Consider the following 17,447-nt stretch of genomic DNA (forward strand, 5'->3'; position numbering starts at 1 on the left):
GGTCGGCCGGCGCGCTGGGCGGCGGCGCCGCGGTTGCGGCTGTCTCCTGGGCCGTGGCGTGGCCGGATTCCAACAGGCCGAGGCTCAGGCAGGCGAGGGCGGCAGTCAGTCCGCGGGTCAGAAATCCTTGGCTCGTCGGCGTCATGGCGGCTCCCTATCGGGACGGCGTACGCACCGTCCCCGTATTCTGCACTCTTTATTCATCGATCATGCCAGCCGCGCGACCTCGCAGGGGGCGCTCGAGGCGACAGTGTGGTTCCGACGTAATGCGACTGGGCTACTCCCGCGCTCGGGAACCACCCGATCCGCGAAACACCGGGCCGGACGATGTTCGAACCGGAGCCGGCCGCTTTCGGCCGCGGGACTCCCGGTCCCCGAAACCCCCCGGCCGTTTCAGCGAAGTCCGGCGCGATGCGGTATCGGGGTCGCCGTTGCGCACTCGCCTTGCGTTTTGTGCACCGATCTCCGAAAACGCCCCCCGTCCGGGAAGCTTAGGCTTGGCCGGGGCGGCCGGCTGTCTCGCCGGAGCCCGGCCGACGCGGCGTTCCGATCCGGTTCGAGGACACGTATCGATGATCGATTACGCGCAGGCGCGGCGGATGATGGTCGACTGCCAGTTGCGGACCTTCGACGTGAACGACAACACGGTGCTCGACGCGTTCGACTCCGTGCCGCGGGAGAGCTTCGTACCGAAGGGCCGCGAGCCCTTCGCGTATATCGATCAGACCCTGGTTCTCGGCGCAGCCGCCGGCGAGACCCGCTGCCTGCCGGCCCCGATGGTGCAGGCCCGGATGATCCAGTCCCTGCGGATCCGGCCGGGCGTCACCGCCCTCGACGTCGCAAGCGGCTCGGGCTACGCGGCGGCGGTGATGGCGCGCCTGGGCGCACAGGTGACGGCGCTCGAGTCGGTGCCGGAACTGGCTGAGGCGCTGCGCGTCCGGCTGGGCACCTCCGCTCAGGTCGTGGAGGGGCCGATCGCCGCCGGTGCACCGAAGCAGGCGCCCTTCGACGTGATCCTGATCAACGGCCGCGTCGAGGTGCGGCCGCAGGCGTTGCTGGACCAGCTCAAGGACGATGGCCGTCTGGTCTGCGTGTTCGGGCCATATCGGAACGCCAAGGTGACCCTGTTCGTGCGTGCGGGCGATGCGTTCGGCGCCCGTCCTCTGTTCGACGCGTCGCTGCCCGGGCTCGAAGCCTTCGCGGCGGAGGCCGGGTTCGCGTTCTGACACGCCGACCGGCGGTCGAGGGCCGCGGACGGCCGGGACCCGTCCGGAGCCCGTGGCGGGCTCAGCCCAGCCGGTAATCCGCCATCCGGGCGCGGCGGGCGCTCCGGCGGTACGCCATGACCGAGTCGGGCCACAGGGTCGTATTGCGCCCGCGCGCGTCGAGATACCAGCTGCGGCAGCCGCCAGCCTGCCAGATGCTGTCGGCCAGGCGGGTACGGATCCGGTCGAGGAAGCGCGCCTGCGCCTCCGGCCGGACCTCGATGGCCCTGGTCCCGTGGCGCAGGGCCTTCAGGCAATCGAGGACGTGCTGCACCTGGATCTCGATCATCGAGACGACCGAGTTGTGGCCGAGCCCGGTATTGGGTCCGAGCAGCATGAAGTAGTTGGGAAACCCCGCGACCGTGATGCCCTGGTAGGCGCCCATGCCGCCGGCCCAGGCCTCGGTCAGGCTAGTGCCGTCGCGACCGACGAGATTCATCCGTGCGAAGGTCGCGGTCACGTCGAAGCCGGTGGCGTAGACGATGACGTCGAGATCGTGGCGCCGTCCGGATTCGGTGATCACCCCGGACCCGTCGATCCGGGCGATGCTCCCCGTCTCCAGGGTGACGTTGGGACGCTGTAGCGCGGGGTAGTAGTCGTCGGAGATCAGCACCCGCTTGCAGCCGAGCCGGTAGTTCGGCGTCAGCTTCGCCCGCAGGGCCTTGTCGGGGACGGCCTTGGCGAGATGGCGCCGGGCCAGGGCCTCGGCCTGGCCGGTGAGCTTCGAAACCTTGGTGAAGCCCAGCAGCGCGCGCACCTCGTGCAGCCAGAACAGCCGCGCCCGTTCGAGTTGCCGGCTGAACGGCACGCGCCGGTAGCGGCTCTTGGCCCGCTCCGCGATGGCGTAATCGTTCTTGGGCATGATCCAGGGCGGCGTGCGCTGGAACAGGGTCAGGTGGGACGCGACGGCGGCAATCTCGGGCACCACCTGAATCGCGCTGGCACCGGTGCCGATCACCCCGACCCGCTTGCCGGCCAGCACCACGGAATGGTCCCAGGCCGCCGTGTGGAAGGCCGGGCCTGCGAACGCGGCGCGACCCGGGATGTCGGGATAGGCGGGATGGTGAAGGCCGCCCATTCCGGAGACGATCGCACGCGCCGTGATCGGCCCGCGGTCGGTCTCGACCTGCCACAGGGCGCGCGCCGCGTCCCAGGTGGCCCCCGTGAAGGCCGTGCCCAGCTGGATCAGGGGCATCAGCCCGTGGCGGGCCGCAACGTCCTGGAGGTAGGCCAGGATCTCCGGCTGCGGCGCGTACATCCGGCTCCAGTCGGCCTTCGGCGCGAAGGACAGCGAGTAGAGGTGCGAGGGGACGTCGCAGGCCGCCCCCGGATAGGTGTTGTCGTGCCACGTGCCGCCGATGCCGTCGGCCTTCTCGATCACCCGCAGCGGGCCGATGCCCGCCTGCCGACAGCGGATCGCCATCGCCAGCCCCGAGAAGCCGGCGCCGACGATCAGGACGGCCAGGGTCTCGGGCGCGGTCTCGGTCATCGCTGGGGGCTCCCGGATGGTGCGTGGGGCGCGTGCGCTTTCAGGAACGCGGCCGCCTCGTCGAGGGAGACCCGCGCCTCCGGTAGAACGCCGGCCGCGAACTGCCAGGCGTGGGACACGACCGGGAAGAGCTTGAGGTCGGTCTCGACGCCGGCTGCGCGGGTCCGCTCGGCCATGCGGACGGAATCGTCGCGCAGGACTTCGCGCTCCCCGACATGGAACAGCAGCGGGGGGAAGCCGGTCGGATCCCCGTAGAGGGGTGAGACCCGGGGATCGGTCGGATCGGCATCCCCCAGATACATCGGCCGGATCGCCGCGAGCGCCTGCGGGTCGAACATGGCGTCACGCCACGCATTGGTGACGCGCGATCCGTCCTCGGAGACGAAATCCGTCGCGGGGGAGAACAGGGCCGCCGCCCAGGGCATCGGCAGACCCCGGGCGCGGGCCGCGCCCATCAGCACGAGGGCGAGGTTGCCCCCGGCCGATTCGCCCGCCACGCAGGCCGCGCCCTCCGCGCTGAACGCCGTCCAGGCGGCCGTCACGTCGTCCACCGCCGCGGGAAACGGGTGCTCGGGGGCGAGGCGGTAATCGGGTGCGAAGATCGTGAAGCCGCGGTTCGCCAGCGCGCCCGTGACGGGACGGTGCGTCCGGGGCGAGCAGGCGATGAAGCCGCCACCGTGGATGTAGAGCATCCGCCGGCCGGGACCCGCTTTGGGCCGGATCCACTCACCCTTCACGCCGCCGACGACGCCCGGTTCGTAGGTCACGCCCTTGGGATCCGGGAAGGCCGGCGCCTCGAAGATCCGGCGGAACGCGGCCGCGTCCCGCGCCCGGGCGAGGGGGCCGCGGACCCGGCTGCGGACCATGTAGGTTCCGAGATAAGCGCGCAGGCTCGCCATCAGAGGGACCCGCCGGACAGGCGCACGATCGTCTTCCAGTAGCCCACCGGCATCAGCCGCTGGATCAACGCAGCGTTCCTGGCGTCCTTGCCGACCACGATGCGCGGCGTGCGCGCCTCGATGCCACGGATGATCGCGGCGGCCGCATCCGCAGGAGCCAGGGTCAGGAGCTTGCCGAAGGCTTCCCGGGCCGCCGCATCCTCGACCGCCGCGCGCTTGGCCGCCTCGGGATCGCTCGGCGGACGGCGGCCGCGGGCATTGCGCGAGATGGCGGTGGCGACGCCGCCCGGATGGACCACCGTCACCCCGAGCCCGGTGCCGGCATATTCGTGCCGGAGGGCCTCGGAGAAGCCGCGCACCCCGAACTTGCTCGTGCAGTAGGCGACCTGGCCTGGCGGCGCGATCAGGCCGAACAGGCTCGACAGGTTGACGATCTGCGCGGCCGGCCGCGTGCGGAGCATCGGCAGGAAGGCGTGGCACATCCGGACGACGGCGCGCAGGTTGATGTCGAGCAGCCACTCGAAATCGTCGAGATGCGTCTCATCGAACCGGCCACCGAGGGCGACGCCGGCATTGTTGATCAGGAGGTCGAGGTGCCCGGACCGCTCCGCGACCCAGCCGGGCAGCGCCCGGATCGCGTCCGCATCCGCGAGATCCAGCGTACGCGTCTCGACGGTCACGCCGTGCAGTCTGCCGGCCGTGGCCTGCAGTCCGCCCGCATCCCGGTCCACGAGGAGGAGACGGCACCCCTTGGCGGCGAGCCCCTCCGCCAGGGCCGCGCCGATGCCGCTGGCCGCGCCGGTGATCAGGGCGACCTTGCCCGCGAGCTGGAACCGCTGAGCCAAACCGCGCCTCCCCGTGCCTCCGATCAGGATCGGACGTGGGAGGGGATAGGCCCGGCCGACGGAATTGTCTAGGGTAAGCACCCTAGACGGGGGCTGGAACATGCCGCGGGGCGAGGGCCGGAAAACCGAGATCGGTGCGGAGTTCGGTCCGGATTCCGGTGCCCCGGGACCGAATCCAGGGACGCGTAAGCGGATCCTCGCCGCGAGCCTCGCGCTGTTCAACGCCCGCGGGCTCGGCCACGTGACAACGGCGGAGATCGCCGCCGCCTCCGGAATGCGCGAGGGCAACCTCCACTACCATTTTCCCCGCAAGAGCGGCCTCGTAGAGGCTGTGTTCGCCGCGTTCGAGGCCGAGGCCGTGATGGTGGCGGGCCGGATGCCCGCCGACCCCGCCGCGCCCGAGGCGCTGATCGCCTACCAGCGGGCATGGTTCGACCTGATCTGGCGTTACCGCTGCATCTATCGCGACGGAATCGCCATGGTGGAGATCGCACCCGCGCTGCGGTCGCGGGTCCACGCCCTCCGGGCCGAGACCCAGGCGCTGGCCCGCGGCGTCTTCGAGGCGGCTGTCGGGGCGGGACGCTTGCGGATCGAGTCGGAGGCCCTCGGTCGGCTCATCGACAATGCCTGGATCGTGTCCAGCCATTGGATGAGCCACCGCCTCCAAGGGGGCACGACCTTGACGGAGGCCGACCGGGACTGGGGCTTCGCACAGGTCCGCGATCTGTTCGCGCCCTATCTGGCGCCCGATCCCCCAGACTGACGGGCTCTGGCCCGAACCTTCCATACGCTGCGGCCAAGCTCGGACCCGAAGGACGCGATGCTCGACCGCCTGATCCATGCCGGCCTCAGCCTCTTGGTACTGCTCACCGTCGCCGTCCTGTTCTCGACGAACCGACGGGCGATCAACCCCCGCGTCGTGGTCACCGGGCTGGCCCTGCAGGTCGGGCTCGGGTCGCTTGTCCTGTTCCTCCCCGCCGGCCAAGCGGCGCTGAGATCCGCCGCCGACGGCGTCGTGGCCGTGCTGTCCTACGGCGACCGTGGTACCGCCTTCCTGTTCGGCGGCCTCGTCGAGCCGAAGATGTTCGAGTTGTTCGGCGGCTCGGGCTTCATCCTGGCCCTGCGGGTGCTGCCGCAGATCCTGTACGTCTCCGCGCTCATCGGCGTGCTCTACCATCTCGGCGTGATGCAGGCCCTGGCCCGGCTGCTCGGCGCGGGACTGCGCCGAATCCTCGGCACCTCGCCGATCGAGTCGTTCTCGGCGGTGATCACGATTGCCATCGGGCAGAGCGAGATCGCGGTGGCGCTGCGGCCATTCCTGGCGCGGCTGACCGGCGCCGAGCTGTTCGCCGTGATGTCGAGCGGCGCCGCCTCCACCGCCGGATCGATCCTGGCTGGTTACGCGGCGCTCGGCGTGCCGATGACCTACCTGCTGGCGGCCTCGGTGATGGCGATCCCGGGAGGGCTCGTCTACGCGAAGATCCTGATGCCCTCCACGGAACCGACCCGGATCACCAGCACCCGCGTGGAGTTCGGCGAGCGGCGGGCGGCCAACATCATCGAGGCGGCGGCCGACGGGACACAGAAGGGGCTGGCGGTGGCGGTCTCGGTGGGAGCGATGCTGATCGCCTTCGTCGGGCTGATCGCCCTGGCGGACGGCCTGTTCGGCACCGTCGGCGGCTGGATCGGCTATCCCGCCGCCTCCTTCGAGGGCGTTCTCGGCTGGCTGCTCGCCCCGCTGGCATGGCTCCTCGGCGTGCCGTGGGCAGACGCGACCCTGGTGGGCGGGGCGATCGGCCAGAAGATCGCCTTCAACGAGTTCCTGGCCTACGCGAACCTGTCGCCGATCCTGAAGGCCGGCTCCCTCGACCCGCGCACGCAGGCGATCGCCTGCTTCGCCCTCTGCGGTTTCGCCAACTTCGCGTCGATCGCGATCCAGCTCGCGAGCTTCTCCAGTCTCGTGCCGGAGCGGCGATCCGAGGTCGCCCGCTACGGTCTGCGGGCGATCCTCGCCGGCACGCTCTCGAACCTGACGAGTGCGGCGATCGCGGGCGTGTTCGTGACCTGAGAAGCCGGTCGCCCTACCGGGGATCTGACAGCCGCGCGCTCGGACGCGTCAGGTCATACGGCGGCTGGAACAAAAGAAAAGCGCCGCTTCGGATGAAGCAGCGCCAATAACCATGTCGTCGACGTCTCAGTTGAACGTGTCGATCTCGGCCGACTCGTAGCTGGTGACTTCCATGCCGACGCAGATCTCGGACACGACGGGGGCGGACCAAGCCATGATTTCCTCCAGGAGCTAGAAAGGTAGGTTGAGAGACCACGAAATCCGGAGCGATGCGCTCCGGACTGGGAGCGACTCAGTTGAAGGTGTCGATCTCAGCCGACTCGTAGCTGGTGACTTCCATGCCGACGCAGATCTCGGACACGATCGGGGCGGACCAGGCCATGGCGTTTCTCCTCGCTGTTGATGGATCTCATATAGGCAATATCTTGGACGCAATACAAGCGAGCACAACACTTATATTTCTCATAGGGAGCCCGGGGGTGGCCATCAGCACTTCCGTGGCCGCCTTACCACCCCCGGGCGCGCCGTTCGGCAACGGCTGCGGATGCGAACGCTTTCGGCTTGACGGGGAAACCGCGCGGGCGCACGACGCACCCGCGCGACGTCGTCTCCGACGGCGCGCTCCCTTTCAGCAGCGACCCGCGAAGCGACGTGCCCGACCGATCGTGCCTGCCGTGCCTGGCCACGCGCCGTCGACCCGCCTGAGCCGCTGAGAGGCCCGGCCGCGGGGCGACGACGCGGCGGCCGGCCACGGCCCTGACCCAGGATGACCGGTGGCGCGTCGCCTCGTAACCACGAGGCGAGGCCATGAACGAGATCGCGCCCTTCGATACGCGAATCGATCCTTCCGTGCTGGCCGCGCGCCTCTCGGACGAACGTGCCCCCGACATCGTCGAGAAGCTCAATGACGAGGCCCCCGAGGTCGCCGCCGCGATCCTCCTGGGCCTGCCCGTGGACCGCGCGATCGAGGTGCTCGACCAGCCGGAACTCGACTGCGCCGCCGACATCATCGAGATGCTGCCGCGGGACCGGGTGGCGGCGTACCTGTCCGGCATGTCGGCCGACCGGGTCACGGACGTGTTCCGCGAGATCGAGGAGCCGGGCCGCTCCGACCTGCGCGCGCGCCTGGACGCCGAGACCCGCGGCGCCGTGGACCGGCTGTCGGCCTACGGCGAGGAGACGGTCGGCTCGCTGATGACCACCGAATTCGTCACCGTGCCGGGGACCTGGACGGTGGGCCAGACCCTGGAGCACATCCGACACGTCGAGAAGACCCGCGAGACGATCTACGCGATCTTCGTGCTCGACCCGCGGACGCGGGCGCTCACCAAGGCCGTGCCCCTGCGCCGTCTGATCTCGGGCAATCCGAACGACAACGTCCTGAGCGTCGCCCCGGGGCGGCGGCCGCTCGCCGTCTCGCCGACGGCGAGCCGCGAGGAGGCGGCCCGGCTGATCTCCAAGTACGACCTCTTGGCGCTGCCCGTGGTCGACGCCGTCGGGCATGTCATCGGGATCGTGACCGTCGACGACATGATCGACGCGATGATCGAGAAGCAGACCCAGGACGTGCAGCGCTTCGGCGGCATGGAGGCGCTGCCCGAGCCCTACATGGACATTGGCTTCTTCACGATGATCCGGAAGCGCGCCGGCTGGCTCTGCGCGCTGTTCCTCTCCGAGATGCTGACCGCCTCGGCGATGCAGGGCTTCGAGGGCGAGCTCGAGAAGGCGATCGTCCTGACGCTGTTCATCCCGCTGATCATGAGCTCGGGGGGCAATTCCGGCTCGCAGGCGACCTCGCTGCTGATCCGGGCGCTGGCCCTGCACCAGATCCGACTGCGCGACTGGTGGCGGGTGGCGCTGCGGGAATTGCCGACCGGTATCGTGCTCGGGACGATCCTCGGGGTCATCGCGGTGATCCGGATCGTGGCGTGGCAGAAGCTCGGCCTCTACGATTACGGCGAGCACTGGCCGCTGGTCGCCGCCACGGTGGGCGCGGCGCTCGTCGGAATCGTGACGTTCGGATCGCTGTCGGGCTCGATGCTGCCGTTCCTGCTCCAGCGCATCGGCTTCGACCCGGCCACCGCCTCGGCGCCGTTCGTGGCGACGCTGGTCGATGTGACCGGGCTGGTGATCTACTTCTCGGTGGCCTTGCTGATCCTGCGCGGGACGCTGCTGTAGGCTCGTCCCGGCGGCGTCCGCTCCGGAGAGGACAGGGTCGGTCCGCTCAGCCGGTCACCGTGGCGGCCAGCCGCTTCCGCTGGACCTTCCCGTTCGGCGTACGCGGCAGGGCGTCGAGGAAACGGATCTCCCGCGGACGCTTGTAGGCCGCGAGCCGCTCGGCGCACCACGCCAGCAGGGCCTCCGCGTCGGGTTCCGCGTCCGGCTGGAGGACCACGAAGCCGCAGATGACCGAGACGTCGACGCGGACCGACAGTTCGGCCACGCCCACCTCCGCCACGGCCGGATGGGTGGACAGCACCGCCTCGACTTCGTTGGGCGAGACCCGGTAGCCCATCGCCTTCATCAGGTCGTTGTTGCGGCCCTCGAACCAGAGGTAGCCGTCAGCGTCGAGGCGGGCGAGGTCGCCGCCCGCGAACCAGTCGCCGCGCATCACCTCACCCTCCTCTTCGGGGCGGTTCCAGTAGCCGAGCATCAGGGCCGGCTCGGAGCGGTGGACCGCGAGCAGGCCGGTCTCACCGGCCGGCAGCGGCACGGGCTCGCCCGTGACGGGCAGGATCGCCACCTGCCGCCCCGGCTGTGGCCTACCGGGCGAGCCGGGGCGCACCGGGATGGTCGGCCCGCTGGAGATGTAGGTCGAGATCTCGCTCATCCCGAGGGCCTCGTAGAGGGGCTTGCCCGTCGCTTGGGTCCAGGCCTCGAGCAACTCCACCGAGAGCGGTTCGCCCGCCGTGCAGCCGTGGCGCAGGCTCGACAGGTCGTGCGTGCCGAGGGCGCCGTATTTCAGGATCTGCCGGTAGAGGGTCGGGACGGCGGCGAACAGGGTGGCGCGGTACTCGGCGATGAGCCGCGGCCAGACAGCGGGGTCGCGCGGGCCGTTGTAGAGCACCGCGGTGGCGCCCACCGACCACGGGTCGCTCAGGCCCACGCCCAGCGTGTAGGTCCAGTTCATGGTGCCGGCATGCAGCATCACGTCGGATTCGCTGAGCCCGAGCCAGTGTTCGAGCATCGGCCGGCGGCCGTAGGCGGCGCGGTGGGCGTGAAGCACGCCCTTCGGCCGGCTGGTGGTGCCGGAGGTGTAGATCAGCATCGCCGGATCGTCGGCGGCGGTGTCGGCATAGTCGGGCAGCGGCGAGCCCGCCTTCATCCGCGCGATCGCCGCGGCATCGAGCAGGAGCCGGCCACCCAGCGCCTCGGCCGAAACCGTGCAGCCGCTGCCAACCACCACCGCAGCGGCGCCCGAATTGTCCATCAGGAACGCCGCCTCGCCTTCGGTGAGCTGCGGCGAGGAGGGCAGGGCCACGAGGCCGGCCGCCAGGGCACCGAAATAGACGAGGACGTAGTCGGCCTCGTTGCCCATCCGGATCATCACCCGGTCGCCGGGCTTCAGGCCAAGGCCGAGCAGGCCCGCCGCGATGGCGCGCACCTGTCGCTCGACATCCCCGAAGGACAGGCGGTCGGCGACGCCGTCGCCGACCATCACGAGGGCGGACTTGTCCGGGCGCAGGCGGGCGTTCTCGGCGAGGCCGTAGCGGGCGGCATTGAACCGCGCGGGCGGATGGCGGTCGTTGGAACGGCTGTCGGACACCGGGCGCTCCCCTCGGACGGGCTTTTCGTCGGGTGTCCCGCCTGCGCGCGTCGCCGTCAACCGCGGGCGAGACTCCGCCGAGGCGCTCCGTCGCCGAGGGGCGCGCATCCCGGGTCACGGTGCGGCTGCCCACGCGTCGGTGGCGGCGGACGTCCGTCTGGAAGGCGATGCCCCCGGCCGGTTATGGTGGCGCCGCGGGATACGGGGATCCCGGGAGACGCCCATGGACGTACGCGAAGCGCCGAAGCGGAGACGCCCTGCGCGCAGGTTTCCGAGGGTCGCGGTGGCCGTTCTCACCGGCATGCTGGTGCCGGCGCGCGTCGTCGCGGGGCCGGAACCGGCTGTGCCGGCGGCACCGCAGGCCTTCGAGGCCTGCCGGGCCGACCTGATCGCCTGGGTCACGGCCCGCGCGGTGCCGCAGGGCCTCGCCGAGGCGCAGCTCGCCGGGCTCACGCCCGACCCGGACGTGATCGCCGCGACCCAGAGCCAGGGTGAGTTCGTCCGGCCGATCTGGGACTATATCGAGGCCAGCGTCACGCCGGCCCGCGTCGAGGCCGGGCAGCGCATGCTCGCCGAGCACGCCGACACGCTCGCGGCGATCGAGGCCCGATACGGGGTCGACCGCCACATCCTGGTGGCGTTCTGGGGCGTGGAATCGAGCTACGGCGCCGTGCTCGACAACGCGGCGGTGGTGAAGCCGGTCGTCCGCTCGCTGGCGACGCTCAGCTGCAGCGATCCCGCCCGCGCCACCTACTGGCGCGACGAGCTGGCGGCGGCGCTCCAGATCCTGGCCTGGAACCAGGCGCCCCTCGACCGGATGCCGGCGGGGCTGACCGGATCCTGGGCCGGCGCCATGGGGCACACGCAGTTCATGCCCAGCGTCTACCAGCGCGAGGCGGTCGATTTCGACGGCGATGGCCGGCGCGACATCTGGACCTCGGTGCCGGATGCGCTGGCGTCGACGGCGAACTACCTTCGCAGCCACGGCTGGAAGCCCGGCGCGGGCTGGGGCAGCGAGGCGGTGCTGCCCGAGACCTTCGACGCGGCGCTGGCCGACGAGACGACGCTCCGCACCGTCGCGGCGTGGCGGGCGCTCGGCGTGAGGCCCGCCCGCGACCGCGCCCTGCCGGACTCGGCCGAGACGACCCTGATCCTGCCCGCCGGGATCCGCGGCCCCGCCTTCCTGCTGCAGCCGAACTTCGCGGTGATCCTCCGCTACAACACGGCCCTGGCCTATGCGCTGACCGTCTCGCTCCTTTCGGATCGCCTGCGCGGCGACCCGGGCCTGGTCCACGACTGGCCGCGGGGCGACCGGCCGCTCACCGCCGACGAGCGGCGCGACCTGCAGACACGCCTCACGGAGCGCGGCTTCGCCACCGGCGGGGTCGACGGCAAGATCGGCCCGAGGACGCGGGCGGCTTTGCGCGCCTTCCAGGGTTCGGTCGGCCTGCCGGCCGACGGCTACGCCGACGCCGCGCTGCTGGACCGGGTCCGGGCCGCGCCCTGACGGGCGCTCACGCCAGGAAAGCCGGCTCGTCCCGGGCCAGAACCCGCTTGACGCTCTCCAGGTGCAGGCGCGCGCTCTCGGCGCGGCCGGCCGCCTCCTGGGCCGCCACGCGCTGCACGATCGCCTCGGGCACGGCCTTGAGCGTGCGCCCCGTGCTCATGGCCAGGACCTGGGCCTGCGCGGCGCGTTCCAGGTAGTAGAGGTCGTCCCAGGCCTCCGCGATCGTCTCGCCCAGCACCATCACGCCGTGGTTCTTCAGGAACACGACGTCCGCCTCGCCGGCACTCTCGGCGATCCGCCGGCCCTCGGACGAATCGAGCGCGAGGCCGTTGTAGGCCTCGTCCACGGCGATCCGGCCGTAGAAGCGCAGGGCCGTCTGGCCCGCCCACACCAGCGGCTCGCCCTCCAGCATGGCGAGCGCCGTCGAGTAGGGCATGTGGGTGTGGAACGCGGCCCGGGCGCGGGGCTTCAGCCGGTGCAGCTCGGCGTGGATGTGGAAGGCGGTGGCCTCGGGCTGGCCGTCGCCCTCGAGGACGTTGCCGTGGAAGTCGCAGAGCAGCAGGCTCGACGCGGTGACCTCCGCGAAGGCGAGGCCGTAGGGATTGACCAGGAACAGGTCGGGCCGCTCCGGCAGCACCGCCGAGAAGTGGTTGCAGATCCCCTCTTCCAGGCCGTTGCGGGCGGCCCAGCGCAGGCAGGCGGCGAGGTCGATCCGGGCGCGGCGCACGCTGTCGGCGTTCAGGGGCTCGTTGCTGCGGGCCGGCGGGGTCCCCGGGACGGTAACGGCGTGCGCCATGCGTGCGGGCTTTCCTGTGTGTCGGGATCAGGCCGGACAACCCGGCCGGGGCCGCACTCTAGACGCTCGCCCGCCCGCGCGCAGCCGCCAAGCGCTCAGGGGCGGCCGTCGGTAACGCCGCCGACGAGGTTGAGGCCGAGCAGGAAATCCGACGCGAAATCCGTGCGGATGACCGGCTCGCGCGGGATCGCCTCGCGCAGGAGATCGCGCTCGGCGCGGCGCGCCGCGACCGCCTCCGCCACCGAGACGCGCCGGAACGACAGGCGCGCCCCGCCCCGGACCTGCGCCAGCCGCCCGAGATCCGGCCCGATGACCGTGGCGATCTTCGGGTAGCCGCCGGTGGATTGCCGGTCAGCCATCAGGATGATCGGCAGGCCGTTGCCGGGCACCTGGATCGCCCCCATGGCGACGCCGTCGGAGACAATGTCGTGGCCCTTGGCGTGTTTCAGCGGCGTGCCGTCGACGAAGCAGGCCATCCGGTCGCCCCGGGGCGAGACCGTCCAGGGACCGGCCAGGAAGGCCTCGATCTGGTCGGGGGCGAAGTAGTCGTCCTGCGGCCCCAGCACGACCCGGATCTCCCGCCCGTCCCGGTCGAGCCATGGCGCGACGAGCCGCTGCGGCGCTCCGTCCGACGTCCGGCCCTCGGCGACGGGGAGGCGGTCGCCCGCGGCGAGGCCGCGCCCGTCGAGGCCGCCGAGTCCCGAGCGGGTATGGGTCGCCGTCGAGCCGAGGACCGGCGCCACGTCGAGCCGCCCGGCGACCGCGAGGTAGCCCCAGGCGCCCGCATCGCCGGCCCGCACGACGAGGGTCTGTCCGGGCTCCAGGTTGAGCGCGACCGTGTCGGGCAGGGGCAGCCCGTCCAGCGCGACGCGGAAGCCCGGCGCGAGCAGGGCGATCCCGACGGCGCCGTCCTCCGCCGAGACGGTGACGCCGCCGGTGGAGATCTCGACGGCGGTGGCGTCGAGGGGGTTGGACGCCGCCCGGTTGGCGGCGGCGTGCATCAGCGGATCCATCGCGCCCGCGGCGGTGATGCCGTAGCGGAGGTAGCCGTGCCGGCCCCCGTCCTGCAGGGTGATGCCGGGGCCGGCGGACTCGATCACGAGGGCGGGCATCAGCGGGCCTCCCCACGCCGGGCCACCGGCTCGCCCGCCGCCTCGCGGGCCGTCAGGGCGTCGAAGGTCGCGGCATCGACGGGCTCGAAGCGGATCAGGTCGCCGGCGCCGACGAAGAAGCTCGGGTCGCGCTCCGGCGCATAGAGGCGAGAGGGGGTCGCGCCGATCACGTACCATCCAGTCGGCATCGGCACGGTCGCCACCGCGGCGAGGCCGCCCCCGATCATGATGGCGTTGCGCGGATGCGGCGGCCGCGGGCTCGGCCGCCGGGGCACCGCCAGGGCCTTCGGCAGGCCGCCGAGATACGCGAAGCCCGGGGCGAAGCCGTACATGTAGACCCGGAAGGTCGTGGCCGCATGGGTCGACACCACCGTCTCCGGCGTCAGGCCGCTCTGCTCGGCGACCTGCGCGACGTCCTCCCCGTGGGGCGTGTCGTAGCAGCAGGGCAGGGTCCACAGGATCGGGCGGGTCGCCCGCGCAGTTGCGCCCGCCACCAGCGTCCGGACCCGCTCGGCCAGCGTCCCGCGGTCGAGCACCAGCGGGTCGTAGTGCAGCATCAGGGAGCGGTAGGTCGGCACGCGCTCCCGCAGCCCCTCGGGCGGATCCGCCCCGAGGGCGTCGTCGAGGGCCAGCACCCGGTCGCTGATCGCGGGATCGACGGTGCTGCCGAACTCGACCACGAGGGCCGCCTCGCCAGCGTCGAGGAGGCGGGGTTCGTCCAGCGCCGCGCTCACGGCTTGAACGGCGCCAGCGTGACGCCGGCGTCCTCCAGCCGGGTCCGCACCGCCCGGGCCGTGGCCACGGCGTGGTCGGAATCGCCGTGGACGCAGATCGAGCGGATCGGCGTCGGCAGCGTCCGCCCGTCCGCCGTGAGGATCGCGCCCGCCTCGACCATGCGCAGGACCCGGTCGGCGGCCTCGCCGGACTCGGTGATCATCGCGCCGGGCTGGTTGCGGGGGATGAGCAGGCCGGTCGGCGTGTAGCCGCGATCGGCGAAGATCTCCTGGTGGACGTCGAGGCCGCAGGCCTCGCCCGCCGGCACCTGGGCGGTCAGCGCGATGGCGAGCAGCGCGAGCTCCCGGTCCACCGCGCGGACCGCGCGGGCGATGGCGTCGGCCACCGGACGCTCCTCGGCGGCGACGTTGGCCAGCGCCCCGTGCGCCTTCACGTAGGTGATACGGTGGCCGGCATAGGCGGCCAGCGCCTGCGCGGCGCCGATCTGGTAGGCGACGAGCCGCTCGATCTCGGCCGGGCTGTAGGGCATCCGCCGCCGCCCGAAGCCCCAGAGGTCCGGGAAGCCCGGATGGGCACCGACGGCGACGCCGCGCTCCTTCGCCAGCGCGAAGGTCCGGGCCATGATCTCGGGGTCGCCGGCGTGGAGGCCGCAGGCGACGTTGGCCGAGGTGACGATCCCGAGGATCGCCGCGTCGTCACCGCAGGCGTAGGCGCCGTAGCCCTCGCCGAGGTCGGAATTCAGGTCCACGCTGGTCATCGCCGCCGCTCCGCGTGCCGATCGGGTCTCATAGGGCCGCAACGGGTCCCGGCTCGGCCGGATCCGCGCTGCAAGAATCGAGCGCGCGGCCCGCCGTCTCGGGCAAGAGAAGCGCCGCGACGATCACGAGGCAATAGGCGCCCGCCGCCACGACGCCGATGGCGACGCCGAGTGTCAGCGAGCCGCTGAGATGGCCCACCACGGCGGGGCAGATCGCGCCGGTCGCGCGGCCGAAATTGTAGCAGAAGCCCTGCGCGGAGCCGCGGATCCGGCTCGGGAACAGCTCGCTCAGGAAGGCGCCCATCCCGGAGAAGACGCCGGAGAGGAAGAAGCCGAGGGGGAAGCCCAGCACCAGCATCACCGGGTCGGTGATCGGGATCAGCGTGTAGGCCAGGACGAGGATTCCGGCGCAGAAGCCGAACAGGACGAAGCCGAGGCGGCGGCCGATGCGGTCGGAGAGCCAGGCGCTGGTCAGGTACCCGACGAACGACCCGAAGATCAGCATCAGCAGGTAGCCGCTGGTGTTCAGGACCGAGAGGTTGCGCTCGGTCTTCAGGTAGGTCGGGAGCCACGTGGTCACCGCGTAGTAGCCGCCCTGCATGCCGGTCGCGAGGAGGCTCGCCAGCACGGTCCGGCCGATCAGCGGCCGGGAGAAGATGTCGAGGAAGCTGCCGGTGTCGCCGACGTCCCGCATGGCGGCGCGGGTCTGCCGGTAGACCTCCGGGTCCTCGATGTTGCGGCGGATCCAGAAGATCAGCACCGAGGGGAGGGCGCCGAGCCAGAACAGGATCCGCCACGCCATGGCGGGCTCCGCCAGGGCGAACACCGCCCAGAAGGCGATCGCCGCGCAGGCCCAGCCGACCGCCCAGCTCGACTGGACGAGGCCCACCGCCTTGCCGCGGTAGCGCGCCTGGATCGTCTCGGCGATCAGCACCGAGCCCACCGACCACTCGCCGCCGAAGCCGAAGCCCTGCAGCGCGCGGGTCACGAGGAGCTGCTCGTAGGACTGGGTGAAGCCGCTGAGCACCGTGAACAGGGTGAACCACGCGACGGTGGCCTGCAGGACGACCACCCGGCCGTAGCGGTCGGCCAGGATTCCGGCCGCCCAGCCGCCGATCGCCGAAGTCACCAACGCGGCGGTGGCGATGTTGCCGGCCTCGACCTTGGTCAGGCCCCAGACCACGACCAGCGTCGGGATCAGGAAGGTGTAGACCATGTAGTCGAACGCATCGACGCCGTAGCCCGCGAAGGCCGCGCCCAGGACCCGGCGTTCCGACGGACTCGTGTCTTTCACCCACATGGCGCAACTCCTTTGCGAACGGGCCGTCACGCGGCCGGGGGGGTCACAGGAACGGCAGGTCGCGGTTGAGGAGGTCGGTGATCAGCATGTGACCGGGCGCGTGGGTGATGCAGAGCGGCAGCCGCGCCGCCATCGCCACCGCCTGAGGCGTGACACCGCAGGCCCAGAAGACCGGGAGCTCATCCGGCTCGATCGGGACGGGGTCGCCGAAATCCGGCCGCGCGATGTCGCGGATGCCGATCAACCCCGGGTCGCCGAGATGGACCGGCGCCCCGTGGACCGCCGGCATCCGGGCCGTCACCTGCACGGCCTTGATGGCGTCGGCCGCCTTCATCGGCCGCATGGAGACGACGAGCGGGCCGTGGAACGGTCCCGACGGTCGGGTCTCGATCGAGGTCCGGTACATCGCGACGTTGCGGCCGAGGGCGACGTGTCGGAGCGGGATTCCCGCCTCGATCAGCGCGGCCTCGAACGAGAAGGAGCAACCCAGGACGAAGGTGACGAGGTCGTCCCGCCACACGCCGGTCAGGTCGGGCAGCTCCGCCACGAGCGCGCCGCCCTCGTAGACGCGGTAGCCGGAGACGTCAGTGGCGAGGTCGAGATCGGTCCCGAGCGTCGGGAGCGACCGGGCGCCGGGCTGCGAGACGCCGAGGATCGGGCAGGGCTTCGGGTTCTGCTGGCAGAAGCGGTGGAAATCCTCCGCCATGGCCCGCGGCAGGATCATCAGGTTGCCCTGTGCATGGGCGGGGACGAGTCCTGAGGTGTGGCCCCGGAACCGACCCTCGCGGATCGCGCGCCGCGCGTCCGCCGCGTCGGCGAAGTCAGGTGGCGCGCCGTCGGCGCCCAGGTTCTGGCTCACCGCATCGATCTCCCTGGCTGGTCGTGGAGCGCCGGGCCGGCCGCGTCGG

Annotated in this window: 17 protein-coding genes; 5 read left to right on the forward strand and 12 right to left on the reverse strand. The window is 71.7% G+C overall.

What is annotated here, in order from left to right:
• Positions 1-572 precede the first annotated feature (572 nt).
• The gene (locus AC1DXK_RS04605; protein WP_457106273.1) at positions 573-1,226 is read left to right on the forward strand and encodes a protein-L-isoaspartate O-methyltransferase family protein; all 654 of its coding nucleotides are present in this window, start codon (positions 573-575) and stop codon (positions 1,224-1,226) included.
• 61 nt (positions 1,227-1,287) lie between these two features.
• Here AC1DXK_RS04605 and AC1DXK_RS04610 read toward each other — a convergent pair whose 3' ends face one another.
• Genes AC1DXK_RS04610 through AC1DXK_RS04620 form a run of 3 tightly spaced genes read right to left on the reverse strand, consistent with a single transcriptional unit; the run spans position 1,288 to position 4,498 of the window.
• A complete protein-coding gene (locus AC1DXK_RS04610; protein ID WP_457106272.1) occupies positions 1,288-2,754 on the reverse strand; it encodes a flavin-containing monooxygenase in 1,467 nt (488 codons plus the stop codon).
• Positions 2,751-3,653: an alpha/beta hydrolase gene (locus tag AC1DXK_RS04615; RefSeq protein ID WP_457106271.1), complete on the reverse strand. Its 903-nt coding sequence runs from the start codon at positions 3,651-3,653 to the stop codon at positions 2,751-2,753. The genes AC1DXK_RS04610 and AC1DXK_RS04615 overlap by 4 nt, the downstream gene beginning before the upstream one ends.
• Positions 3,653-4,498, reverse strand: a complete 846-nt coding sequence (locus AC1DXK_RS04620; RefSeq protein ID WP_457106270.1) for an SDR family NAD(P)-dependent oxidoreductase — start codon at positions 4,496-4,498, stop codon at positions 3,653-3,655. The genes AC1DXK_RS04615 and AC1DXK_RS04620 overlap by 1 nt, the downstream gene beginning before the upstream one ends.
• A gap of 100 nt (positions 4,499-4,598) precedes the next feature.
• On the opposite strand from AC1DXK_RS04620, the gene AC1DXK_RS04625 reads away from it, so the two are divergent.
• Both AC1DXK_RS04625 and AC1DXK_RS04630 read left to right on the forward strand, forming a co-directional pair.
• Complete coding sequence (locus AC1DXK_RS04625) at positions 4,599-5,261, forward strand: TetR/AcrR family transcriptional regulator (RefSeq protein WP_457106269.1); 663 nt, start codon at positions 4,599-4,601, stop codon at positions 5,259-5,261.
• 57 nt (positions 5,262-5,318) lie between these two features.
• Positions 5,319-6,566: a NupC/NupG family nucleoside CNT transporter gene (locus AC1DXK_RS04630; protein ID WP_457106268.1), complete on the forward strand. Its 1,248-nt coding sequence runs from the start codon at positions 5,319-5,321 to the stop codon at positions 6,564-6,566.
• A gap of 126 nt (positions 6,567-6,692) precedes the next feature.
• Here AC1DXK_RS04630 and pqqA (AC1DXK_RS04635) read toward each other — a convergent pair whose 3' ends face one another.
• Both pqqA (AC1DXK_RS04635) and pqqA (AC1DXK_RS04640) read right to left on the reverse strand, forming a co-directional pair.
• Positions 6,693-6,782 carry a pyrroloquinoline quinone precursor peptide PqqA gene (gene pqqA, locus AC1DXK_RS04635; RefSeq protein ID WP_007559225.1) on the reverse strand — a complete coding sequence of 30 codons (90 nt, stop codon included), beginning with the start codon at positions 6,780-6,782 and terminating at the stop codon, positions 6,693-6,695.
• Positions 6,783-6,858: 76 nt separating this feature from the next.
• The gene (gene pqqA, locus AC1DXK_RS04640) at positions 6,859-6,948 is read right to left on the reverse strand and encodes a pyrroloquinoline quinone precursor peptide PqqA (protein WP_007559223.1); all 90 of its coding nucleotides are present in this window, start codon (positions 6,946-6,948) and stop codon (positions 6,859-6,861) included.
• Between the two features lie 425 nt (positions 6,949-7,373).
• Between pqqA (AC1DXK_RS04640) and mgtE the strand changes: the two genes are divergently transcribed.
• The gene (gene mgtE / locus AC1DXK_RS04645; RefSeq protein ID WP_457106267.1) at positions 7,374-8,744 is read left to right on the forward strand and encodes a magnesium transporter; all 1,371 of its coding nucleotides are present in this window, start codon (positions 7,374-7,376) and stop codon (positions 8,742-8,744) included.
• Between the two features lie 46 nt (positions 8,745-8,790).
• Here the strand turns inward: mgtE and AC1DXK_RS04650 are convergent, their stop codons facing one another.
• Positions 8,791-10,332 (reverse strand): acetate--CoA ligase, encoded by a 1,542-nt coding sequence (locus AC1DXK_RS04650; RefSeq protein WP_477297029.1) that lies wholly within the window; start codon positions 10,330-10,332, stop codon positions 8,791-8,793.
• A gap of 223 nt (positions 10,333-10,555) precedes the next feature.
• Between AC1DXK_RS04650 and AC1DXK_RS04655 the strand changes: the two genes are divergently transcribed.
• The gene (locus tag AC1DXK_RS04655) at positions 10,556-11,839 is read left to right on the forward strand and encodes a lytic murein transglycosylase (RefSeq protein WP_457106265.1); all 1,284 of its coding nucleotides are present in this window, start codon (positions 10,556-10,558) and stop codon (positions 11,837-11,839) included.
• A gap of 7 nt (positions 11,840-11,846) precedes the next feature.
• Here AC1DXK_RS04655 and AC1DXK_RS04660 read toward each other — a convergent pair whose 3' ends face one another.
• The 6 genes from AC1DXK_RS04660 to AC1DXK_RS04685 form a co-directional block, all read right to left on the reverse strand.
• Positions 11,847-12,635, reverse strand: coding sequence for an aldolase (locus AC1DXK_RS04660; RefSeq protein ID WP_457106264.1), 789 nt, complete (start codon positions 12,633-12,635; stop codon positions 11,847-11,849).
• 95 nt (positions 12,636-12,730) lie between these two features.
• Complete coding sequence (locus AC1DXK_RS04665; protein WP_457106263.1) at positions 12,731-13,747, reverse strand: 5-oxoprolinase subunit C family protein; 1,017 nt, start codon at positions 13,745-13,747, stop codon at positions 12,731-12,733.
• Positions 13,747-14,481 carry a 5-oxoprolinase subunit B family protein gene (locus AC1DXK_RS04670; RefSeq protein ID WP_457106262.1) on the reverse strand — a complete coding sequence of 245 codons (735 nt, stop codon included), beginning with the start codon at positions 14,479-14,481 and terminating at the stop codon, positions 13,747-13,749. Before AC1DXK_RS04670 ends, AC1DXK_RS04665 begins: the two co-directional genes overlap by 1 nt.
• Positions 14,478-15,239, reverse strand: a complete 762-nt coding sequence (locus AC1DXK_RS04675; RefSeq protein ID WP_457106261.1) for a 5-oxoprolinase subunit PxpA — start codon at positions 15,237-15,239, stop codon at positions 14,478-14,480. Before AC1DXK_RS04675 ends, AC1DXK_RS04670 begins: the two co-directional genes overlap by 4 nt.
• 28 nt (positions 15,240-15,267) lie before the next feature.
• Positions 15,268-16,539, reverse strand: a complete 1,272-nt coding sequence (locus AC1DXK_RS04680; protein WP_457106260.1) for an MFS transporter — start codon at positions 16,537-16,539, stop codon at positions 15,268-15,270.
• Between the two features lie 43 nt (positions 16,540-16,582).
• Entirely contained in the window at positions 16,583-17,398 is an 816-nt protein-coding gene (locus AC1DXK_RS04685; RefSeq protein ID WP_457106259.1) for a putative hydro-lyase, read from the reverse strand.
• Positions 17,399-17,447: the final 49 nt, after the last annotated feature.

The sequence above is a fragment of the Methylobacterium sp. P3_A11 genome, from assembly GCF_056403155.1.